Origin of the sequence: Microlunatus endophyticus (genome assembly GCF_014646195.1) — a bacterium.
Taxonomy (GTDB): domain Bacteria; phylum Actinomycetota; class Actinomycetes; order Propionibacteriales; family Propionibacteriaceae; genus Microlunatus; species Microlunatus endophyticus.
On record NZ_BMMZ01000010.1, the window covers coordinates 127,196 to 147,422 of the forward strand.

Consider the following 20,227-nt stretch of genomic DNA (forward strand, 5'->3'; position numbering starts at 1 on the left):
CACCGGATCCGCTGATCTTCATCTGGCGCCCCTTCGCGCTACCGATTCCCATCCGGTCATCGTGCCACGGCGGCCGCCGCACTGCGACGTACGGCTTCCTCGTACGCCTCCAGCGCCAGCGCGACGTCCTCGACGGTGACCGACTCCTGGGGTGCGTGGCTGATCCCGCCGGCGCAACGGATGAACAGCATGGCGATGTCGGTGATCTTGTCGATCGCCATCCCGTCGTGACCCGCACGACTCCAGATCATCGGCGCCTCCGACTGCCCGGTCGCCCGGATGCCGGCGGCGATCGCCCCTTGGAGCCAGGGTGCACAGGCGGTCTCGTGCGACGTGTAGAACTGCTCGATCTCCCAACCCAGGCCACGGTGGCCGGCGATCTCTGCTGCGGCTGCCTCGATCTCGGCCAGCGCCGCCTCCCGCTGCGGACTGGTCTCCGCCCGCAGATCGAGGCTGAATTCGACCCGGCCGGGGATCACATTCACCCCACCCGGATAGACCTGCAACCGGCCGACCGTTCCGATGGTTCCACCGGTGGAGCAGATCTGCTCGATCCCTACGACCAACTCGCTGGCACCGACCAGCGCGTCGTGCCGGCGGTCGTACGGGGTCCCGCCCGCATGGCCCGCCTGTCCGGTGATGGTCACGGTGTGCCGAGTACCGGTGGCGATCGAGCTCACCACGCCCAGAGCAAGATCAGCGTCCTCAAGCAGCGGTCCTTGTTCGATATGTGCCTCCAGGTAACCGACCAGTTCGTCGGCACGGCGTGCCGCCTCGTTGACCTTGTCGGGGTCCAGGCCGTAGTCGATCGCCGCCTGCCGGAAGGTGATTCCATCGGCGTCGGTGTAGTCCCACCAGGCGGGCTCGAAGGCGCCGGCCAGTGCGTAGCTGCCGCTCAGCCCGTTGCCGAAACGGGTGCCTTCCTCGTCGCTGAAGGCGACCAGCTCCAGCGGAACGTCCAGGCCGGAGCCGGAGTTGTTGATCAACTCGGCGACCGCGATCGCCAGCAGGACACCCAGCGGACCGTCGTACTTGCCGGCGTCCGGAACGGTGTCGATATGGGAGCCGAGCAAGAGGGCCGGTGCGCTGCCGCGACCGAACTCGTTGCGGCCGCAGACGTTGCCCGCGGCGTCGGTCCAGGTCTGCAGCCCTGCGCGCTTCATCCATTCCTCGACCTGGTTCGCGGCGATCTTGTGCTCAGCGGTCAGGTGGACGCGGACGAGATGATCAGGATCGGCGGAGATCCGGCCGAGGACCTCGCAGCGTTCCATGATCTCGGCCGCCAACTGCTGGTAGTCGACCTGCTCCGGCGTTCCAGTCACGTTTACGTCTCCCGCCTGCCCCTGATGATCACTGGCACTGGCCGCCTATTGTGCCGAGAGTTGTCGATAGGATTTCACCAACCCCACCAGAGAAGGATCGTCGCCGATGAGCAGGCCGGCCGAAGAGTTCATCAGCCGCCGGATGGCCAGTCACCGTCCGGCGCCGTTGCGCAAATACGGGCCTTGGCTGCGCGGACCGAACATCATCTCCTTCGCCGGCGGGCTGCCGGATCCGGAATTCTTCGATCACCGAGGCCTGCGGGAGGCGTACGACCACGTCCTCGACACCGATCCCGGCCGCGCTCTGCAATACGCCAACGGCGAGGGCGAGCCGGACCTGCGGGAGCAGGCCGCACGGATGCTGACCGAGGAGGGGTACGCGACCGAGCCCGCCGATCTGATGATCACGACCGGCAGCCAGCAGGGCATCAGTCTGATCGGGACCGTGCTGATCGACCCGGGTGACGTGATCCTGGTCGAGAGCCCGACCTATATGTCGGCGGTCCGCGCCTTCGGCCTGTCCGGTGCGACGATGATCTCGGTCGAGACCGATCTGGACGGCATCGTGCCGGACGATCTCCAAGCCAAGATCAACCAGTACCAACCGAAGCTGGTCTACCTGATCCCCACCTTCCAGAATCCCACCGGGATCACGATTCCGGCCGAGCGCCGGGACGCGATCGCCGAGGTGATCAGCCGCAACGACATCCTGCTCGTGGAGGACGATCCGTACTCCGAACTGCGGTTCTTCGGCGAGTCGCTGCCGCCGCTGGCGTCCGATCCGCGACTCGAGGGCAGGGCGATCCTGCTCAGCACCCTGTCGAAGGTGCTGGCTCCCGGCGTACGGATCGGCTGGTTGCGCGCACCGGCGGCGTTGAAGCCGCTGTTCGTCAGTGCGAAACAGGCTGCCGACATGCACACTTCGGCCATCGATCAGATGGCCGCGGCCTACTACGCCGACCAGTACATGCATGATCAACACCGGCTCGACCCGGTGCGAGCCGCCTATCGCGAACGCTGCGAGTGCATGGGCAGCTGGATCGACAAGCTCTTTCCCGAGGGCACCCGACGCACCTATCCCGACGGCGGCATGTTCATCTGGGTCGGACTGCCCGACGGCTATGACACCGATCAGCTGCTGGGTCCCGCGATCGAATCCGGAGTGACCTTCCTGCCAGGTTCTTCGTTCTATGCCGACAATCCGGTGCGCTCCAACTTCCGGCTCTCGTTCTGCACCCACGGCACCGAAAAGATCGAAGAGGGCGTCAAGCGGCTGGCCGCGGCCATCGAGAGCCTGTGACGGCACCACTGCCGGTCACCAGCCGCCGATCTGGTTGCAGGTGACCGGTCGACTGGTCCCGACGATCACCTGATCGACCGACGCGCTATCCGCCGGTGCGCCGGGGGCTGTCGGCACTCCCGCCGAGCTCGTGCAGGTCGGCAGCGAACTGTGCGGGCCATGGGTGTTCACCCTGGCCGAGGCGACCACCAGATCCGGCTGCCGGAGGGCATGCGCGACCAGAGCGGCTTTGCCGGCCGGCACGTCGACCGAGATGAAGCTGTCCGCGGAGATCGGGACGGTTCGGACCTCCCCAGGTGACAATGCCGTACGCGGGTCAGGTGGGACGGTGTCGGCGATGATCATCCAGCAGTGGCCGCCGCGCTCGGGAACCCGTTCTCCGTTGATCATGCCCCGGCAAACCGCAGACCTTTCGGCGTAACCAGCGCGGACCTCGACATCGACCACCGCGTCGGAATTCCAGCGTCCGCTGGTGTTGCGCAGGATCACCGAGCCCCTGACGGGAGTCGCGACCCGGGTCGCCTGAGCGGCCTGCTGTTGTCGCACCGGGCCGAGCCAGAGCTCGGTCGTGACCGACGCGGCGAGCCCGTCCTCACTGGTGAGCTGCCCGGCCAGGCGGACGTCCGTCCGGCGCCCGACCGCCCGTGGGAGCCGGAGTCGACGACATCGGGGGCACAGGAACGGTAGGAGCCGGGCACGCCGTAACCAGGCCGCAATGCCGTCCGACGGAACACCCGGTTGACGCCAGGCATGCCAGCATCACCAGGATCAACCCGGCAGCCCATCGTCTGCGGCGGCACCTCACCACTTGATCGTCGCAGAGCGGGGACCGCCGAGGCCATCAAGGGCACGGGATCCGTGGACAAGTCCGGTGACGGCTCAGTCGGCGGGCAGCGGGTGGATGTAGACGTTGGTCAGGTAGGTGACTCGCTCGGTCTCAGGATCAGCGGCATTCCTGTCCTGGCCCAGCCGGTTCCATCTGAGGAGCAGTTCCTGCACCTCGTTCGCGAATTCTTCGACCTCATCCGGTGAGAGATGGACCGTGATGTCGTTCGCGTGATGGAAGCCGGGCCGCGCGTTGGTCAGATAGGCGTCCAGGGTCGCGTGGGCAGACCGCCGGCCGATCTCCTCGTACGCGGGCGCCGCCGTGGCATCCGGATCCGGTGCCAGCCCCATGCTGCTGGCAGGACGCCAGACCCGCTCCCGCTTGTCCGTGGCCAGTCCCGTCGCCTCCTCGATGATCCCGTACTTGGCCATGTACCGCAGATGCTGGCTGATCTGATTGACGGGCGCGTCGAGTTCGCGGGCCAGATCGGTCGCGCGTGCAGTGCCGCGAGCGAAGAGCACGTAGTACAGCCGTGCCCGCAGCGGGTGGGCCAGGCCCTTGAGCACCGCGGAATCGCTCACTGGTATGACGTCTGGCCGCTCTGACATGGCGCGAGCGTAACAACTTCTGCACGACTCGATGCACACGTTTTCATGTGCATTGTTCTATGCGCATGTAATGATGTCTTTCAGTCGAACTCGAATGCCAGAAGGGACAGCGATGCGGATACCGGGCGTGTGGCGGAACAGGGACTTCACGATCTTGTGGAGCGGGCGCGCCGTCTCCGAACTGGGCAGCAGCATCTCGTTCGTCGCGCTGCCCTTGCTGGCGCTGACCGTCGGGTCAGCGCGCGATGCCGGATTCGTCCTGGCCACGTCGACCATCGCCAGCTCCGGGGTGGCATTGTTCGCGGGCGCCGTCACCGACCGGATCAACCGACGCCTCGGCCTGCTGATCAGCACGCTGATCCGGGCGATCGCGTACGCATCCTTGGTCGTCGCAGGCCTGGCAGGACTGTTGACCCTGGCCCAGTTGTACGCCGTCGCAGCGGTCGCCGGACTGACATCACCGTTCTTCACCACCGCCGAAACGGCGGCGCTGCGGACTGTTGTCCGTGCCGACCAACTGCCGACCGCCTACTCGCAGAACCAGGTCCGCAGCACCGTCGCCGAACTGATCGGCATGCCGATCGGCGGAGTGCTGTACGGCATCGCCCGATCATTGCCGTTCGGAGTGAACGCGGTCAGCTTCCTGGTCGAACTCCTCGCCATCGGTGCCATCCGAGCTCCACTTCCAGCACCCGGGCGTCGGAAGTCGCGCAGTATCCGGCGTGACATCGGGTCCGGTCTGGCCTTCATCTGGAGGCACCCGTTCCTGCGACCGGCCATCATCGCCATCGGGATCATCAACTTCGTCTCCATGTGGCCGGTGTTGCTGCTCACCCTGCATGATCACCACGTGTCGCCGACCATGATCGGCATCACGTCGTCGATCCTCACGGTCTCCACTCTCGTCGGCGCGCTGATCGCGCCCGGCGTCACCCATCGCGTGCCGGCAGGCATGGTGATCATCGTCTGCACCTGGATCCTGGTCGCTGCGATCGCGATCATGGCAATAGCGTCATCAGTCTTCGTGATCATCGGAGCGCTGCTCGTCGGGCTGGCTGCCGTGCCGGCTGTCGCCATTCTGTTGTCCAGTTACGAAACCGCGGTCACGCCTGACGCGATGGTCGGCCGGGTCAGCGCTGCCTCGGGATTCATCTCGACCATCGCCATTCCAGGCGGCCAGGCCGTCGGCTCCGCGGTCTATGTCGCTGCCGGTTCGCATGTCGCGTTCGGCCTCTACACCCTCGCAGCGATCATCGGGGCGATAGTGCTCACCGCCAGCGCTGCCGTGCGAAAGCTGCGGACGATCACCGCCGACGAAGACCAGCTGACCGGAGCGTGATGTCGCCCGGGCCGGTACGCGGCCCAGGAGGCCCCATCGCGCACTGGATCGGTACGGACAAGAATGGGTACCGGTTGTGAGCCCAACCTGCGTACGAAGCGAGGACTGATGAGCGAGACCACAGGGTCGGCTGCGCTGCCGACCAACGACCTCGGGCGGACCGGCCTGTCGGTCACCAAGCTCGGGTACGGCGCCATGGAGGTCCGCGGCTCGCGGATCTGGGGCGGCCGCCCGATCGAGGACAACCAGGCCGAGACGATTCTGAACGCGGTGCTGGACAACGGCATCACCTTCATCGACACGGCCAACGATTACGGCCGCAGCGAGGAGTACATCGGCCGTTACATCTCCGGCCGGCGGGATGAATTCGTACTGGCCACCAAGTGCGGTTGCACAGTGGTCCGTCGCGACGACACCACCGACGACACCCCGCATGTGTGGACCAGGGACAACCTGTTCCGCGGTCTGCACGAGAGCCTGGACCGGATGAAGACCGACTACGTCGACATCATTCAGTTGCACAACCCTTCGGTCGAAGAGACCGAGCAGGGCGATCTGGTGGCAGCCCTGCAGGAGATGAAGCAGCAGGGCAAGGTCCGCTGGATCGGGATCTCCTCGACCGAGCCGCATCTGCAGGCCTACATCGAGTCGGGTGTCTTCGACACCTTCCAGATCCCCTACTCGGCCCTGGAGCGCCAGCACGAGCGGTTGATCCAGGAGGCCGCCGACGCAGGTGCGGGCGTGATCATCCGCGGCGGCGTCGCACGCGGTGAGCCCGGCGCCGGGCTGGGTGACGCGGATCGCTGGGGCGCATGGGAGGCCGCGAAGCTCGATGAACTGCTCGACCCGGGCGAGAACCGGACACAGTTCCTGCTCCGCTTCACCAATGCCCATCCGGGGATGGACACCAATATCGTCGGCACCCTTAATCCCGAGCATCTGGTGGAGAACATCAATGCGGCGGCCAAGCCGCTGCCGACCGATACCTATGCCGAGGCGAAACGCCGGCTGGACAGCGTCGCGGACTGAACCGCAGGTCCCCGCGAAAGTCCGGCCCGGATGAGCCGGGAATCGAACTGTCCGGGGGATCGAACTGTCCGGGAGATCGAACTGTCCGGGAAGTTGAACTGTCCCGGAAATTGATCGCGCGCCCGTCCCGGGTGTCTCCATGGTCGGGGGTCCATGGGAACTCCGTGACGGGCGCGCGTTGTGTCGAGGCCCCTGAAGCGTTTGCTGGGGGGATGACTTACGTCCAGCCCCGACGTGCGGACCGATTGCCCGGGAGAGAAACTTACCAAGATTCGGTCGCGGAAACTGCGTTTTTGTCAGATCGGCCCAGAAAGGGACTTTCGGCCCTAATCCTGGCTCGTCGAGAATTCCGGAACCGTCGTACACATCGGTCGTACGGCCGCCGGAGCGACTTGCTCATCACCGGGAACCGCAGCTTGCCAACCGTTCACCGAACGGTCGCCTGCTCCGGTGTCAACGTCAAACCGCGCGCCCTAATGTCCTTGGTCGAAGTCCACCTCTCCCAGGAAAGACCATATGGACCAGACCTCGGCTGTCCGGGCTCGCGCGGTCACAAAGACGTTCGGCGACGTGGTGGCGCTCGACAATGTTGATCTTGATGTCACGGCCGGCCGGATCCACGGCCTGATCGGTCCGAACGGTGCCGGAAAGACCACCCTGCTCGGGCTGTTGCTCGGCCTCGCGATCCCTGACGGCGGAACACTCGAGATCCTCGGTACGAGGCTCGGTCGCGCCCTGTCCACGCCCGACGGGGTGGCCGGATTCGTCGACGGACCCGGCTTGTATCCATCGCTGACGCCCCGGCAGAATCTGCGCGCCCTCGCGTCGCTGCGTGGATACGGCGACACCACGATCATCAGCCGGATCCCCGCCACGCTCGACGAGGTCGGCCTGACCGATGTCGCCGACGATCCCGTTCGCGGCTTCTCCCTCGGCATGCGGCAGCGACTCGGCCTCGCCGCGGCGCTGATCACCCGGCCACGGCTGCTGATCCTGGACGAGCCCGCGAACGGTCTGGATCCCGCCGGCACTCGGCATGTGCACCGTGTCCTGACCCAGCTCGCCGCGAACGGGACCGGGGTGGTGCTGTCCAGCCATCGGATGGACGATCTGACCGCACTGTGTGCGGAAGTGACCATCCTCAATACCGGCCGGGTCGTATTCAGCGGACCTGTCTCCAAACTGGCTGCGGAGAGCGGCGAGCTCGAATATCGGCTGCGCGTCTCACACCCCGATGTCGCTGCCCGGATCGCCGCCTCGACCCCCGGCGTACGCCTCCAGCCTGCCGACGCTCGGGCGCCGCACCCTGACCCGGAGACGATCGTCCGGGCCCCGGTCCTGGCGATGGACGAACTGGTCGTCCGGCTGGTCCGGGAAGGTGTCGCGTTGCGCGAACTCGCTCCGGTCCTGCAGCCGCTGGAGGCGGCATTCCTGGCCCTGACCGAGGGCACCGGGACGAGCCGTCACGAGACCGATCACGAGACCGAGATGGAGAAGCTCCGGTGACCGCTATCGCCCTGCCGGTGGCGGCAGCCCGGCCCGCGCGATTGTTGCCCGGCTACCGGTTCGAGCTGACCAAGCTGCTGTCCCAGTGGCGGGTGCGGATCCTGCTGGTCGTCTGCCTGGTCGCACCCGGCGGGTTCGTCGCCGTGGTCGGCGGCCAGAGCTCGTTGCCCTCCGACACCGTCTTCGGCCGGTGGATGCACGCGACCGGCTGGTCCGGAGCCCTGGTCGTGCTGGCCTTCTCCTGCGAGTGGGCGCTGCCGCTGCTGGTATCGCTGGTCGCCGGCGACGTCTTCGCCGCCGAGGACCGACTCGGCACGTGGCGACACCTGCTGATCGCCGTCCGCTCACCGCGCCGGATCTTCATCGCCAAGTCGCTGGCCAGCACCACCGTGATCATGATGCTGATGGCCAGCCTGCTGGTCTCAGGCACGGCCGGCGGACTGATCTCCTCCGGCAGTCGGCCGCTGCTGGGACTGGACGGCACCACCTTCACCGCATCCCAGGCAGCCGTACGGTTCCTGCTGGCCTGGCTGCTGGTGCTCGCTCCCACCCTGGCCTTCGCCGGCATCGGCCTGCTCGGTTCGGTCGCTCTCGGCCGCTCACCGATGGGACTCGCACTGCCCGCCGTCGTCGCGGTCGGGCTCGCGCTGATGCAGCTGCTGCCGATCCCAGTCCCCGTCCGGTTGGCCCTGCCGAGCCAGGGCTTCGTCACCTGGCACGGGCTCTTCACCGACCCGCCGCAACTCGGCCCGCTGCTGATCGGCACCGTCGTCGCGCTGGCCTGGGCCGCTGTCGCGACGGCCGGGGCGTACGCGCTCTTCATGCACAGGGATTTCACCGACCTGGCCAATGACGGCTCCGGTCGCCGGATCGTGATCGGCGGCGTACTGCCGCTGGCGATCCTCGGCCTGCTCTCGGTGGTCGTGCTCGGGATCGCCGGCGGCGGCTACGGCTCGGGAATCGACAAGGCAAAGGTCGAGCAGTCGCTGGCCACCTCGTACGCCCATCTCTACGTCCTGCAGACCACCGAGCTCCACCGGCCCAAGATCACCGAGTGGCAGCTGCGTGCCACCGCCGACTGCGACAAGGGCGGCGACCTCGTCGTCGACGAGGGCGCCGGCAACGACTGGCGTTGCACCGTCTCCTGGCACCTGCCCGGAGCAACCGCGGTCGGTCAGGCGATCTACCAGCTCGACATCACCCCCGACGGGCGTTACGTCGCCGACGGTGACGGCCCCGTCGAGGTCAACGGCTTCTTCCAACTCCGGGCGCCGTACGGAGCTGCCCCCAACCCCCTGTGGCAGTTCGACGGCACAGTCGACCTGCTCAAATCGCCCAGAAAGGGATGATTGATGCACGTAACACGCCAACGTCGTCAGCGATCCAGGAGAGGCTTCTCCTGGCGCTCGCGACCGGCTCGGATCGTGGTCGCCGGCCTTGCCGCCGCGGCCGTGACCAGTGGTGGATTCGCATTCGCGAGCACGGCCGCCTTCGGCAACCACCTCGTCGGCACCACCTACTCCAACGGCGAGCAGATCTCCAGCGATCAAGTGCTCAAACCGCTCGGTGACCGACTCGAGACTCAGCTCGGCAAGATCATGGGCTCCCGGGTCAGCCCGGACGGCCACTACCTCGCGGCCACCAGCACCGACGCCGGGGTGGTCCTGCAGATCTTCGATCTGCACTCCTACAAGCTGGTCTGGTCCGTCGGCTCCGCCGCCGGTGTCAACCAGAAGATCTCCGACGGCAGTGTCGGTCAGGCCGGGCCGACCTGGTCACCCGACGGCAAGTCCCTGTGGCTGCCGGAGACGAACGGCTTCAGCAGGTTCCCGGTGAATGCCGACGGCTCACTCGGAACGCCGACCACGGTGTCGATCCCGGCGATCGGCAGCAAGTCTGCACTTCCCGCCCAGGCGGCCTTCTCCCCCGACGGCACAACGATCTACGTCCCGGTCAACGGTCAGAACACGGTGGTCGCGATCGACGCCGCGACCGGTGCGATCAAGCAGACCTGGAATGTCGGCATCGCACCGCGTGCGGTGATCCTGGTCGGCGGCAAGCTGTACGTCAGCAACGAGGGCGGCCGGCTCGCCAAGCCCGGCGAGACCACGATGACCTCCTACGGCACCGACGTTCCCGCCGATCCCTACAAGGGCACCTCGACCACCGGCACGGTGAGCGTCATCGACACCACCCACACCTCGGCAGCGGTCAAGTCGATCACCGTCGGGCTGCATCCGACGGCGCTGTTCCAGTCCGGCAGGACGGTCTTCGTCACCAACACCAACGACGACACGGTGTCGGTGATCGACACCGGCAACGACAAGGTCGTGCAGACGATCTCGACCAAGCCGTGGGCCTCCTCCAGTGTCGGCTACGAGCCGACGGGCGTCGCGCTGACCCGCGACGGGCACCTGCTCGTCACCCTGGGCCGGGCGAATGCGGTTGCGGTCTACCAGTTCCACAGCGACCCGAAGGATCCGGTGAACTACATCGGCCTGCTGCCCACCGACTACTACCCGTCCGATATCGCGACGGTCGGCAACCAGGTCGTGGTCACCAATACCCGTGGTGTGGACGCGCTGGGGCCGGAGAAGACCTTCACCGAGGGCACCGGAACGTCGCCGGCCACCGGTCACGGAACACATGCCACCACGGCCACACTGACCCGTTTCACCCTGCCCAATGATCAACAGATCACCAAGGACACCTCGGAGGTGTTCGCCCAGAACGGCTGGACGAGCACAGATGTCCAACAGGCCAAGGGAAACAAAGGCAAGGCCGGCTCTGCGAAGGCCGTTGCGGTGCCAACCCGGATCGGCGATCCGTCGACGATCAAGCACGTCTTCCTGATCGTCAAGGAGAATCGCACCTACGACCAGGTCTTCGGAGACATGGCCCAGGGCAACGGCGACGCCGCCCTGGCACAGTTCGGCGCCAAGGTCACGCCCAACGAGCACGCTCTGGCGACCCAGTTCGGTCTGTACGACAACTTCTACGACACCGGCACCAACTCGGCCGAGGGGCACAACTGGATGATGCAGGGCGACGACCCGGAGTACACCGAGTCCTCGGCCGGGGAATACCTGCGCAGCTACGACACCGAGGAGGACGTGCTGGGTCACCAGCGTTCGGGCTTCCTCTGGACGGCGGTCGAGGATGCCGGCGGCACGGCCAGGAACTACGGGGAATTCGAGTACACCGAAGGCAAACCGGCCGGCTCGACCTGGCAGCAGTACTACTGTGCGGCCAAGAGCGTCGATGCGGGCGGCGATCCGGCACAGCTGACCGCCACCGGCCTCGGCGGCGACTACGGATCGGTGATCCCGTCGCTGAATGCGATCGCCGATCACTCCTCGCCGCCGTTCGACACCGCGATCCCCGACATCTACCGCTCCGCCGTCTGGCAGCAGGACTTCGGCAAGAACAGTCCGGCCAATCTGAACATGTTCTGGCTGTCCAGTGATCACACCGGTGGCACCGCCGATCCCGAGGCGCAGAATGCCGACAACGATCTCGCCGTCGGCCAGATCGTCGACACGATCAGCCACAGCAAGTACTGGAAGGATTCGGTGATCTTCGTCGCCGAGGACGACAGCCAGGCCGGCGCCGATCACGTCGACGGGCACCGGGCGCCGATCCAGGTGATCAGCCCGTGGGCCCAGCACGGCAAGGTGATCGACACTTACTACAGCCAGATCAGCATGGTGCGGACCATCGAGCAGATCCTCGGGGCCCAGCCGTTGAACCAGAAGGTCGCCGCAGCGACACCGATGTACGGCGCCTTCACGAGCAAGCCGAACTATGCGCCGTACGACGCCAAGCCCAACCAGATCCCGCTGACCGAGGGTGTCGTCACCGCACCGGCCTGTGGCCTGGACACTCTCGGCAAGACCGGTGCCGCCGCCCAGCAACTCAACGCCGAAGAAGCCAAGAAGACTGCGATCCCAGCCGATGAACTGAGCACCGCGAAGGCCTGGGAGACGTGGAGCCAGAGCCAGCATCTGACCGGTAACGGTGCAATTCCCGACTACGCCCATCCCGAGCAGATGAACCGCTACACCTGGTACCAGACCCACCAATGGAAGACGCCCTACCCGGGCGATCCCAAGATCTATCGTCCGGCCGACGTGCCCGGCGCCGACATTCCGGGTGTCGACGGAGACCACTGAGCAGTCATGATCAATTGATCGACCAGGACGGCCCGCCGAAGACCTCGGCGGGCCGCTCGCACTTCCCCGAGTAGCTCAATCAGACCTGCCGAAGCTTCGCCAGCGTGACGGCGACCTCGATGGCCGCGGACGCTGCTTCGTATCCCTTGTCCTCTGTCGATCCCGGCAGCCCGGCGCGAGCCAGCGCCTGCGCCTCGGTGTCGCAGGTCAACAGCCCGAAGCCCACCGGCGTACGGGTCTCGACGGCGATCCGCGCGAGTTGATCAGTAGCGCCCCGGCAGACGTAGTCGAAATGCGGGGTGTCGCCGCGGATCACGACGCCGAGGGCCACGATCGCATCGAAACCGGCGTCCACGGCGGCGACGGCAGCCACCGGCAGTTCGAAGGACCCGGGCACCCGGACCAGCTCCGGTGCATCGGTTCCGCTGTCCTTGCAGGCGCGCAACGCCCCGTCGACGAGCCCGTCCATGATCGTGTCGTGCCAACGCGATGCGATGACCGCGATCCGCAGGCCGGGTGCGCTGATCGGATCGGTAGTCGGAGCACCGGAGCCGCTCATGATCGTTCTCCCGTCGTCGTCGTTGCCTGGCCCAGCAGGTCGTGGCCCATGCGGTCCCGCTTGGTGCGGAGATAGTCGATGTTGTACGGCGTCGTGAAGGCCGCGGTCCGGATCTGTTCGGTCACGGTGATCCCGGACCGCCGCAGGCCCTCGATCTTGGCCGGGTTGTTGGTGATCAACCGCACCTGCGACGCACCAAGATCACGCAGGATCTGGGCGGCGTCGTCGTAGCTGCGGGCATCGGCGGGCAGGCCGAGATCGAGGTTGGCGTCCACCGTGTCCCGGCCCGCCTCCTGCAACTGGTAGGCCTGCAGCTTGGGTGCCAGGCCGACGCCGCGGCCCTCCTGTCCACGCAGGTAAACGAGCACACCGCGGCCCTGCTCCGCGATCCGGGCCATCGCGTCGCGCAGCTGCGGCCCGCAGTCACAACGCAACGACCCGAAGGCGTCGCCGGTCAGGCATTCCGAATGCACCCGCACCAGCACCGGGTCGTCGTCCCCGCCCGCGTCACCGGCCACCAGGGCAACGTGCTCGACCCCCGTCATCCGCGACCGGTAGCCGTAAGCCGTGAAAGTCCCGTGCACGGTCGGCAGGCCGGTGATCGCGACCCGCTCCAGCAAGCTCTCGTGTCGCCACCGGTAGCGGGCCAACTGCTCGATGCTGATCATGGTCAGCCGATGGTCGCGGGCGAAGTCGGCCAGCTGCGGTCCCCGCAGCATCGTGCCGTCGTCGCTGGTCAGCTCCGAGATCACCCCGACCGGGCGCCGGCCGGCGAGCCGTGCCAGGTCGATCGCCGCCTCGGTGTGCCCTCTGCGCTCCAGCACCCCGCCGGGACGGGCCCGCAGCGGGAAGATGTGGCCCGGCCGGGTCAGATCGTCCGGCATCGCGGCAGGATCGGCCAGCAGCCGTACGGTCCTGGTCCGATCGGCCGCCGAGATCCCGGTCGTGACGGCCTGCCGCGCGTCGACGGTGACCGTGAAGGCGGTCTGTTTCGGGTCTGCGTTCTCGGTGACCATCGGGCCGATCCGCAGCCGGTCGAGATCCTCACCGGTCATCGGCGCGCAGACCACACCGGAGGTGTATCTGATCATGAACGCCATCAGTTCCGGTGTCGCAAGATCGGCGGCGAAGATCAGATCGCCCTCGTTCTCCCGGCTCTCGTCATCCGCGACGACGACGGGCCGTCCGGCCGCGAACTGCCGGACCGCCGTCTCGACCACGCTGTCCTCGTCGTCGAGAGTGCCCGCGACGTCGGGCAGGTATCCGGTGATCATGCGACCACCGCCGGCGAGTGCGTCCGTGCGGAGGTCAGCCGCTCGACGTACTTCGCGATCACGTCGACCTCGAGATTGACCCTCGTGCCCACCTTCGAGGTGCCCAGGGTGGTCCGCGCCAGGGTCTCCGGGATCAGCGACACCGTGAATTCCGCAGCTGTCCCGGACGTGACGGCGTCGAACACCTCGACCACCGTCAGCGAGGTCCCGTCGACGGCGATCGATCCCTTCGACGCGACGTAGCGGGACAGCTCCGCAGGCAGCGCGATCCGCACCACCTCCCACCGCTCGCCGGGAATCCGGCCGGTGATCGTGCCGGTGCCGTCGACGTGGCCCTGTACGATGTGCCCGTCCAGCCGGCCGTCGGCTCGCAACGGCCGTTCCAGGTTGACCCGGGCACCCGGGCCAAGATCACCGATGGTCGATCTGGCCAGCGTCTCAGCCATCACATCCGCGGTGAACCCACCCTCGAAGTGCTCCACCACGGTCAGACAGACGCCGCTGACGGCGATCGACGTGCCCAAGGCCGAGTCGTGCACGGGCAAGGATGTCGTGATGCTGAGCCGGGCCGAGTCGGTGAGTCGTTCCACCTGGGTGACCCGGCCTGTTTCCTCAATGATTCCGGTGAACATCGTCCTGCTCTCTGGTGATCAAGCGGGTCACGATGCGTACGCACAGCTGGGGCCCGCTACCCAGACTGCGGAGGTCGGTGATCTCACCGCGCAGAGCGCTGCCGATCGTGGTGATCCCGAGGTCGCCGACCGCAGCCGGCCCGGCGCCGAGCAGGACCGGGGCCAGGTAGCTGACCACCTCGTCGACCAGTCCGGCGGACAAGAAGGCGGCCGCCGTCCGCGGCCCACCTTCGATCAGCACCGAGCTGACGCCCTCGCGGCGCAGGTGCGCGAGTGCGGCCGAGGGGGATCGGGTGCCGAGCAGGATCGGCGGCTCAGCCGAAGATCCGGTCGAGTGGATCGCTGCACTGGCAGCGATCGGGGTGGTGCCGAAGACCGCACGCAGCGGCTGCTCGTACGCCTCGGGCCCCGGGATCCGGACGGTGAGCAGCGGATCGTCGGCCAGCACCGTCCCGGTGCCGACCAAGACCGCGTCGGCCAGGGCACGGAGTCGGTGCCCGTCCTCGCGGGCCTCAGCCGAGGTGATCCAGCGGCTGCTGCCGTCGGCGGCTGCGACCCGGCCGTCCAGTGTGCTGGCGATCTTGAGTCGGACCCGCGGCCTGCCAGTGCGCTGGGCGAAGGTCCAATCCGGATTGAGAGCCACCGCCTCGTCGGTCCGGTGCCCGACGATCACGTCGACCCCGGCCGAGCGGAGCCGCTCGGCACCGCCCGAGGCGACCGGATTCGGATCCGGCTGGGCAAAGATCACCCGCCGCACCCCGGCCGCGACCACGGCGTCGGCACACGGTCCTGTACGGCCTCGGTGGGCGCAGGGTTCCAGGGTCACGACCACAGTCGAGCCGCGGGCACGGTCTCCCGCCACGGCCAGCGCGACAGCTTCGGCATGGGCCGTTCCCGCGCCACGATGATATCCCTCGGCAATCGTCGTACCGTCAGGTGCCAGCACGACACAACCCACCCGCGGATTGCCGCCACGGCGCCGGAAATCGGCGGACCCGGCCAGTTCCAGTGCGCGCAACATCGCGACGTCCTCGGTGGGCGTCACGGCTGTGCCGACAGACAGTTCCTCGATCATCATCCCTCGGTCCTGCGGACTCCGGGGATGAGAGGCATCGCCCCGACGATCAACGGATCGCCGAGCCGGAAACCTGCGTGCGCTTCCCATCCGGACTTTAACCGTCGGTCCAGGAATTGCACCTGGTCAACCGATCACTGGATGCGATCGGGTCGCGGACTGTCACCGCCGGCTCGGAATTTCACCGACCCCAGAGCACGCTGAGCTCTTCTTGATCACCCAGTCTGCCAGGTCGGCGCAACCCGTCGGACGTGATGTCCGACACGTGAGAAGCCGGGCCGGCGGCGACCGACGGCCGTCAGGGCTTCTCGGCGGCCAGGTCCTTGTTCATCCTGGCGGCGACCTCGTGGGCGACGTCGGCGACAGTGGACTTCCCGGTCCAGGCGTTCGCGAACTGCTGGGTCGCGTAGTCGCGCCAGGTCGCGGTCTGCAGCGACGACGGGAACGGCTCGGCGTATTGCAGTTGGTCGACGAAGACCTTCATGTCGTATTCCGGCATCGCCTTGGTGTACGCCGTTGCCTCACCCTTGTAGGCCGGGATCACGGTTCCTGTCGTCGCCTGGATCTCGGCGGCCCGCTTCGAGCCGAGGAACTGGACGAATTCCCAGGCCTGTTGTGGATGTTTGGTCTTGGCTGCGATCACATTGGCCAGGCCGTTGCTGTAGAAGTCCCGGTTGCCGGCCGGTCCGGTGGGCAGCGGGGCGATGTCGATGTTGGCCTTGCCGTAGGGCACCGCGGCGATCTCCTCCGGTTCCCAGGAGCCGCAGTAGCGCATCGCGACCTTTCCGGAGGTCAGCATCGCCTCGGGATCGGTGTCGGTGGTCTGCTGCAGGGTCGGCGACACATGGTATTTGTTGATCATCGCGCCGAGGCCGGTGGCAACGTGGATCCCGGCTGCGACGGCACCTACCGAGGGCAGCCCGTCACGGCTGACGGGCCGGAGCCCGACCCTGGTCTGGAGAAGGGTCGCGGTGCCGAGGCCGGGCGCAAGATCAAGTGCTGCGGCGAGCACCCGGTGCTGTCCCTCTGCGGTGACGCTGGCATCGAAGCCGGCGTCCTCATGGGTCGCGCCCACGACAATCCGGTCGTCGAAGCCGAGCAGATAGCCGGCGCCGAGGGTATTGACCACCGGCCGCCCTCCGGCCGCGGCGCCCGGCAGCCGGAGGTGCACGATCTGGCCGCGTACGGGCCGGATCTGACCGTCGAGGCCCATGGCGTCCAGCGCGGATCCGGCCCATGCGCCGGTCGCCAGCAGCACTGCTGGTGCGCTCAGTCGCTCGGATCCCACCTGGACGATCGGTCTGTCGGCCGCCGGGTCGAGGGATGCCCAGCCGGGGATGATCCTGAATGCGGGCGACCCCGACGACTGGCAGCCGAGACGACTGGCAGCGGCCAGCAGGCGCTCGGTCAGACGACCACCGTCCACCCTTCCGACGTCTTTGATGAAGATCGCCCGAAGATCGCCGCGAAGCTCCGGCCAGTAGGCGTGCAGGTCGGTCCCGGCGAGTTCGACCGGGGGCTCGGAGACCCCGTGAGCACGGCGTCCGACGTCGGTGCTCAGCCTGGCGCTGATCGCTCCCAGGGTCGCCAGCTCGGCCGGGTCGTCCCGGGCGACCACCAGTTCGCCGACCTCGCGGAAGGTCGCCGAGCCTGCGTTGTCGGGATCCAGCTCGTCGACATCGGCCAGCAACTGCCGGTAGTGACCGACACAGCGAGTGATCACCGAGGTCCACTCCGGTCGATCTTCATGCCGGTCGAGAGCCACGGGCGAGATGATGCCTGCCCCTGCAGGGGAGGCTCGTCCGTCCAGTCCCGCGTCCACCAGCGCGACCGACGCTCCGCGGCGGACGGCCTCCAATGCTGCGCTCGCCCCGACGATCCCGCCGCCGACGATGATCAGGTCGTAGGTCGTCCGGTGGTGATCAAGAACGGACTCGGGCAATCGCTCTTCCCATCTCTCGTCCAATCGCTCCTCGATTCGCGGGAGGAAGCAGGATTGACCGAAGGTAGAGCCGATCGATAGCCGGGGCCAACGGACCGATCAGTGCGATTGCGCACTTGTCTCGTCTGCAACAGTTCTGTAACCGGGCGGCTGCAAGCCCACCTTGTGTTCAGCTGCCCGAACCGTCGACCAGCCTGGCCGGTGGCTGGTCGAAGGACTCCGACGGGAGGCCCTTCAACACCGCCTGCATGGTCGGGCGCCACAGATCGTGGCCGGCGTCGCCACCGCCCGTGCCCCCCAGGGTCACACCGGTGGACGGAACCGTGTAGTACTTCAGGCCGCCGCCGTGCCGGAACGGCTTGCGGGTGTTGTCGACCGAGATCATCGAGACCGCCTCGGCGTTCGGCGTGTAGCCGTTGAACCAGACCGCGGCATTGCTGTCGATGGTGCCGGTCTTGCCCGCTTCCGGTCGCGGGTCGGTGGTCCGGGCCGGCGAACCGGTACCGTCGTCGATCACATGGGAGAGCAGGTCGTTGACGGCATTGGCGATATCGGGCTGGATCACCTGTGTGCATTGGGCGTCGGGTGCGCTCAGAGCGCTACCCGAACTGTCGGTGATCTTGTCGACGATCACCGGGGTGCAGTGCACGCCGCCGGCGGCGAAGGTTGCGTACGCGCCCGCCATCGAGAGCGGGCTGACCTCCGGGGTGCCGAGCGTGAAGGAGGGCGCGTCGTCATAGGAGCTGATCGGTGCGTCGGAGGTGTTGCTCTGCACACCGAGCCGCTGCGCCATCTGGACGACGTTGCACATCCCGACCTGGAGCTCGAGCTTGACGAAATAGTTGTTGACCGAATACTCGGCTGCCTTGGTCATGTCCATGGTGCCGTTGACTCCGGTGGAGTTGTGCACGGTCCAGTCGCCAACCGTCGAAGAACCGTTGCAGGTCTGGAATTTCTGCCCGGTGTAGGTGACCGCGGCTGCGGCGTTGATCTGGTGGGACATCGGGATGCCCTGCTCGAATGCGGCCGCTGCGGTGAACGCCTTGAAGGTGGAGCCGGCCTGAAATCCCTGGGACCCGCCCATGTCGGCTGACGCCGAGTAGTTGTAATAGGTCTGCCCGTCGCCGCTGCCCATCTCCGGGCGGCTCTGGGCCATTACCGTGATCTTCCCGGTGCCTGGCTCGACGACATCGGTCACCCCTATCACCGGATCGCTCGGGCCCATGATCGTGTCGAGGGCCTTCTGCGCGGCCTTCTGCGCCGACTCGTCGAGCGTCGTACGGATGGTCAGCCCGCCCTGGTCGAGGGTCCGCTCCCGCTGAGCCTGGCTGCTGCCGAGGCTTGCGTCCTGCAGCAGCGACCGTCGGGCGTAGTCGCAGACGAAGGGGTACGGCGAGGCTGCACATCCGCTGCGGACGCTGACGACGTGGTCCTGGTCGAATCCGGCCTGTTCGGCCGTCGTGGCCTTGGCCTGGCGGACGACCCCCAACTCGGCCATCCGCGCCAGGACCTCGTTGCGCCGGTTGATGCCGGCCTGCTGATGGGTCACCGGATCGTACGCGTCCGGGCTCTGCACCAGACCGGCGAGCATGGCTGCCTGCGGCAGCGTCAGCTTCGCCGCCGTGGTGCCGAAGTAGTGCTCGGCCGCGGCCTGGACCCCGTACGCCCCGTCACCGAAATAGGCGATGTTGAGGTAGCGCTCGAGGATCTGGTTCTTGGTCAGCTTGTGCTCGATCGAGATCGCGTAGCGAGCCTCGGTGATCTTGCGGGAGAGGGTGTCGGCGGTAGCCTCCCGGACCGCCGACGCGTCTCCCGACGCGGCCGCCTCGTTGACCAGAACCTGCTTGACGTACTGCTGGGTCAGGGTCGACCCGCCCTGGGCCGTCTCACCGCTGGTGAGGTCGGTGACCAGCGCCCGCAGAGTGCCCTTCAGATCGATCGCGCCGTGGGAGTAGAACCGGTCGTCCTCGATGGCGATGATCGCCTGTTGCATCACCGGGGCGATCTTGTCCAGCGACACGTACACCCGGTTCTGGGTGTAGAAGTAGCCGATCACGTCGCCGTTCGCCGCGAGCAGAGTCGACCGTTGCGGCTGGTCGGGTGTGGTCAGATCCATCCCGATCGACGAGGCACCCTGACTCGCGGTCTGGGCGCCGACACCGGCCGCCGCAACCACCGGCAGCGCCAGGCCGGCCACCAGGCAGCCAGCCACCACGCTCACCAGCAAGAACAGGAACGGGGCGCGGATACGCGTCGAGCGGTCAGAGCTGGTCACGTTTCCGAAGGTATGCGCACCGATCGGCGCAGCCGGAATGCCGAACCTGTGAACTGCTGTGAACGCAGCCAGGACTCAGGTCGGCAACTCCGCACGATGAATTCCGACCAGCCGGGCCCGATCCGCCCAGCACCGGCATTTCCCCTTGTCAGAGGATGATTGCCAAGTGCGCGCCCGGAGGGATTCGAACCCCCAACCTTCTGATCCGTAGTCAGATGCTCTATCCGTTGAGCCACGGGCGCCGGTGCCGACAAGTCAGCAACGCCGACCCAGCTTAGCGGTCGGGAGCCGATGCGCCCAAATGCATAGCCCGGGCGGCCGGGGCGGGCCGCGAATCGTGCATGTCCGACCCGGTTCACCTATTGTTC

General features: G+C 67.1%; 15 protein-coding genes, 1 tRNA gene and 1 riboswitch. Of the genes, 6 read left to right on the top strand and 10 right to left on the bottom strand.

Annotation, left to right across the window (positions count from 1 at the left end):
• Positions 1-56: 56 nt before the first annotated feature.
• Positions 57-1,322 carry an allantoate amidohydrolase gene (locus IEY07_RS18105; RefSeq protein WP_229670278.1) on the bottom strand — a complete coding sequence of 422 codons (1,266 nt, stop codon included), beginning with the start codon at positions 1,320-1,322 and terminating at the stop codon, positions 57-59.
• Between the two features lie 106 nt (positions 1,323-1,428).
• Between IEY07_RS18105 and IEY07_RS18110 the strand changes: the two genes are divergently transcribed.
• On the top strand, positions 1,429-2,622 hold the full coding sequence (locus IEY07_RS18110; RefSeq protein ID WP_188896804.1) for an aminotransferase-like domain-containing protein: 1,194 nt from the start codon (positions 1,429-1,431) through the stop codon (positions 2,620-2,622).
• A 15-nt stretch (positions 2,623-2,637) separates the two neighbouring features.
• Here IEY07_RS18110 and IEY07_RS18115 read toward each other — a convergent pair whose 3' ends face one another.
• Complete coding sequence (locus tag IEY07_RS18115; protein WP_188896805.1) at positions 2,638-3,168, bottom strand: hypothetical protein; 531 nt, start codon at positions 3,166-3,168, stop codon at positions 2,638-2,640.
• A 333-nt stretch (positions 3,169-3,501) separates the two neighbouring features.
• Positions 3,502-4,056 carry a winged helix-turn-helix domain-containing protein gene (locus IEY07_RS18120; RefSeq protein ID WP_188896806.1) on the bottom strand — a complete coding sequence of 185 codons (555 nt, stop codon included), beginning with the start codon at positions 4,054-4,056 and terminating at the stop codon, positions 3,502-3,504.
• Positions 4,057-4,183: 127 nt separating this feature from the next.
• On the opposite strand from IEY07_RS18120, the gene IEY07_RS18125 reads away from it, so the two are divergent.
• From IEY07_RS18125 to IEY07_RS18145, 5 genes are all read left to right on the top strand, one after another.
• Positions 4,184-5,395 carry an MFS transporter gene (locus tag IEY07_RS18125; protein WP_188896807.1) on the top strand — a complete coding sequence of 404 codons (1,212 nt, stop codon included), beginning with the start codon at positions 4,184-4,186 and terminating at the stop codon, positions 5,393-5,395.
• Positions 5,396-5,503: 108 nt separating this feature from the next.
• Entirely contained in the window at positions 5,504-6,424 is a 921-nt protein-coding gene (locus tag IEY07_RS18130) for an aldo/keto reductase (RefSeq protein ID WP_188896808.1), read from the top strand.
• Between the two features lie 516 nt (positions 6,425-6,940).
• Positions 6,941-7,930: an ABC transporter ATP-binding protein gene (locus IEY07_RS18135; RefSeq protein ID WP_188896809.1), complete on the top strand. Its 990-nt coding sequence runs from the start codon at positions 6,941-6,943 to the stop codon at positions 7,928-7,930.
• Complete coding sequence (locus IEY07_RS18140; protein WP_188896810.1) at positions 7,927-9,279, top strand: ABC transporter permease; 1,353 nt, start codon at positions 7,927-7,929, stop codon at positions 9,277-9,279. Before IEY07_RS18135 ends, IEY07_RS18140 begins: the two co-directional genes overlap by 4 nt.
• 75 nt (positions 9,280-9,354) lie before the next feature.
• Positions 9,355-12,102: a bifunctional YncE/alkaline phosphatase family protein gene (locus IEY07_RS18145; protein WP_229670280.1), complete on the top strand. Its 2,748-nt coding sequence runs from the start codon at positions 9,355-9,357 to the stop codon at positions 12,100-12,102.
• Between the two features lie 79 nt (positions 12,103-12,181).
• Here IEY07_RS18145 and ribH read toward each other — a convergent pair whose 3' ends face one another.
• The 7 genes from ribH to IEY07_RS18180 all read right to left on the bottom strand — a co-directional run bounded on the left by ribH (position 12,182) and on the right by IEY07_RS18180 (position 20,101).
• A complete protein-coding gene (gene ribH, locus IEY07_RS18150) occupies positions 12,182-12,661 on the bottom strand; it encodes a 6,7-dimethyl-8-ribityllumazine synthase (protein ID WP_188896812.1) in 480 nt (159 codons plus the stop codon).
• Positions 12,658-13,935, bottom strand: a complete 1,278-nt coding sequence (locus IEY07_RS18155) for a bifunctional 3,4-dihydroxy-2-butanone-4-phosphate synthase/GTP cyclohydrolase II (RefSeq protein ID WP_188896813.1) — start codon at positions 13,933-13,935, stop codon at positions 12,658-12,660. Before IEY07_RS18155 ends, ribH begins: the two co-directional genes overlap by 4 nt.
• Positions 13,932-14,567: a riboflavin synthase gene (locus IEY07_RS18160; RefSeq protein ID WP_188896814.1), complete on the bottom strand. Its 636-nt coding sequence runs from the start codon at positions 14,565-14,567 to the stop codon at positions 13,932-13,934. Before IEY07_RS18160 ends, IEY07_RS18155 begins: the two co-directional genes overlap by 4 nt.
• On the bottom strand, positions 14,548-15,645 hold the full coding sequence (gene ribD, locus IEY07_RS18165) for a bifunctional diaminohydroxyphosphoribosylaminopyrimidine deaminase/5-amino-6-(5-phosphoribosylamino)uracil reductase RibD (RefSeq protein WP_229670281.1): 1,098 nt from the start codon (positions 15,643-15,645) through the stop codon (positions 14,548-14,550). Before ribD ends, IEY07_RS18160 begins: the two co-directional genes overlap by 20 nt.
• A 70-nt stretch (positions 15,646-15,715) precedes the next feature.
• A riboswitch (FMN riboswitch) is annotated at positions 15,716-15,845 on the bottom strand.
• A 95-nt stretch (positions 15,846-15,940) separates the two neighbouring features.
• The gene (locus tag IEY07_RS18170; protein WP_188896815.1) at positions 15,941-17,584 is read right to left on the bottom strand and encodes an FAD-dependent oxidoreductase; all 1,644 of its coding nucleotides are present in this window, start codon (positions 17,582-17,584) and stop codon (positions 15,941-15,943) included.
• Between the two features lie 169 nt (positions 17,585-17,753).
• Entirely contained in the window at positions 17,754-19,859 is a 2,106-nt protein-coding gene (locus IEY07_RS18175; RefSeq protein WP_188896816.1) for a transglycosylase domain-containing protein, read from the bottom strand.
• A gap of 169 nt (positions 19,860-20,028) precedes the next feature.
• A tRNA-Arg gene (locus tag IEY07_RS18180) sits at positions 20,029-20,101 on the bottom strand.
• Positions 20,102-20,227 lie beyond the last annotated feature (126 nt).

Bases quoted from the DNA above. Each gene is read 5' to 3' on its own strand.
- IEY07_RS18110 (WP_188896804.1), top strand. From the start codon at position 1,429: ATGAGCAGGCCGGCCGAAGAGTTCATCAGCCGCCGGATGGCCAGTCAC.
- IEY07_RS18120 (WP_188896806.1), bottom strand. From the start codon at position 4,056: ATGTCAGAGCGGCCAGACGTCATACCAGTGAGCGATTCCGCGGTGCTC.
- IEY07_RS18130 (WP_188896808.1), top strand. From the start codon at position 5,504: ATGAGCGAGACCACAGGGTCGGCTGCGCTGCCGACCAACGACCTCGGG.
- IEY07_RS18135 (WP_188896809.1), top strand. From the start codon at position 6,941: ATGGACCAGACCTCGGCTGTCCGGGCTCGCGCGGTCACAAAGACGTTC.
- ribH (WP_188896812.1), bottom strand. From the start codon at position 12,661: ATGAGCGGCTCCGGTGCTCCGACTACCGATCCGATCAGCGCACCCGGC.
- IEY07_RS18155 (WP_188896813.1), bottom strand. From the start codon at position 13,935: ATGATCACCGGATACCTGCCCGACGTCGCGGGCACTCTCGACGACGAG.
- IEY07_RS18160 (WP_188896814.1), bottom strand. From the start codon at position 14,567: ATGTTCACCGGAATCATTGAGGAAACAGGCCGGGTCACCCAGGTGGAA.
- ribD (WP_229670281.1), bottom strand. From the start codon at position 15,645: ATGATGATCGAGGAACTGTCTGTCGGCACAGCCGTGACGCCCACCGAG.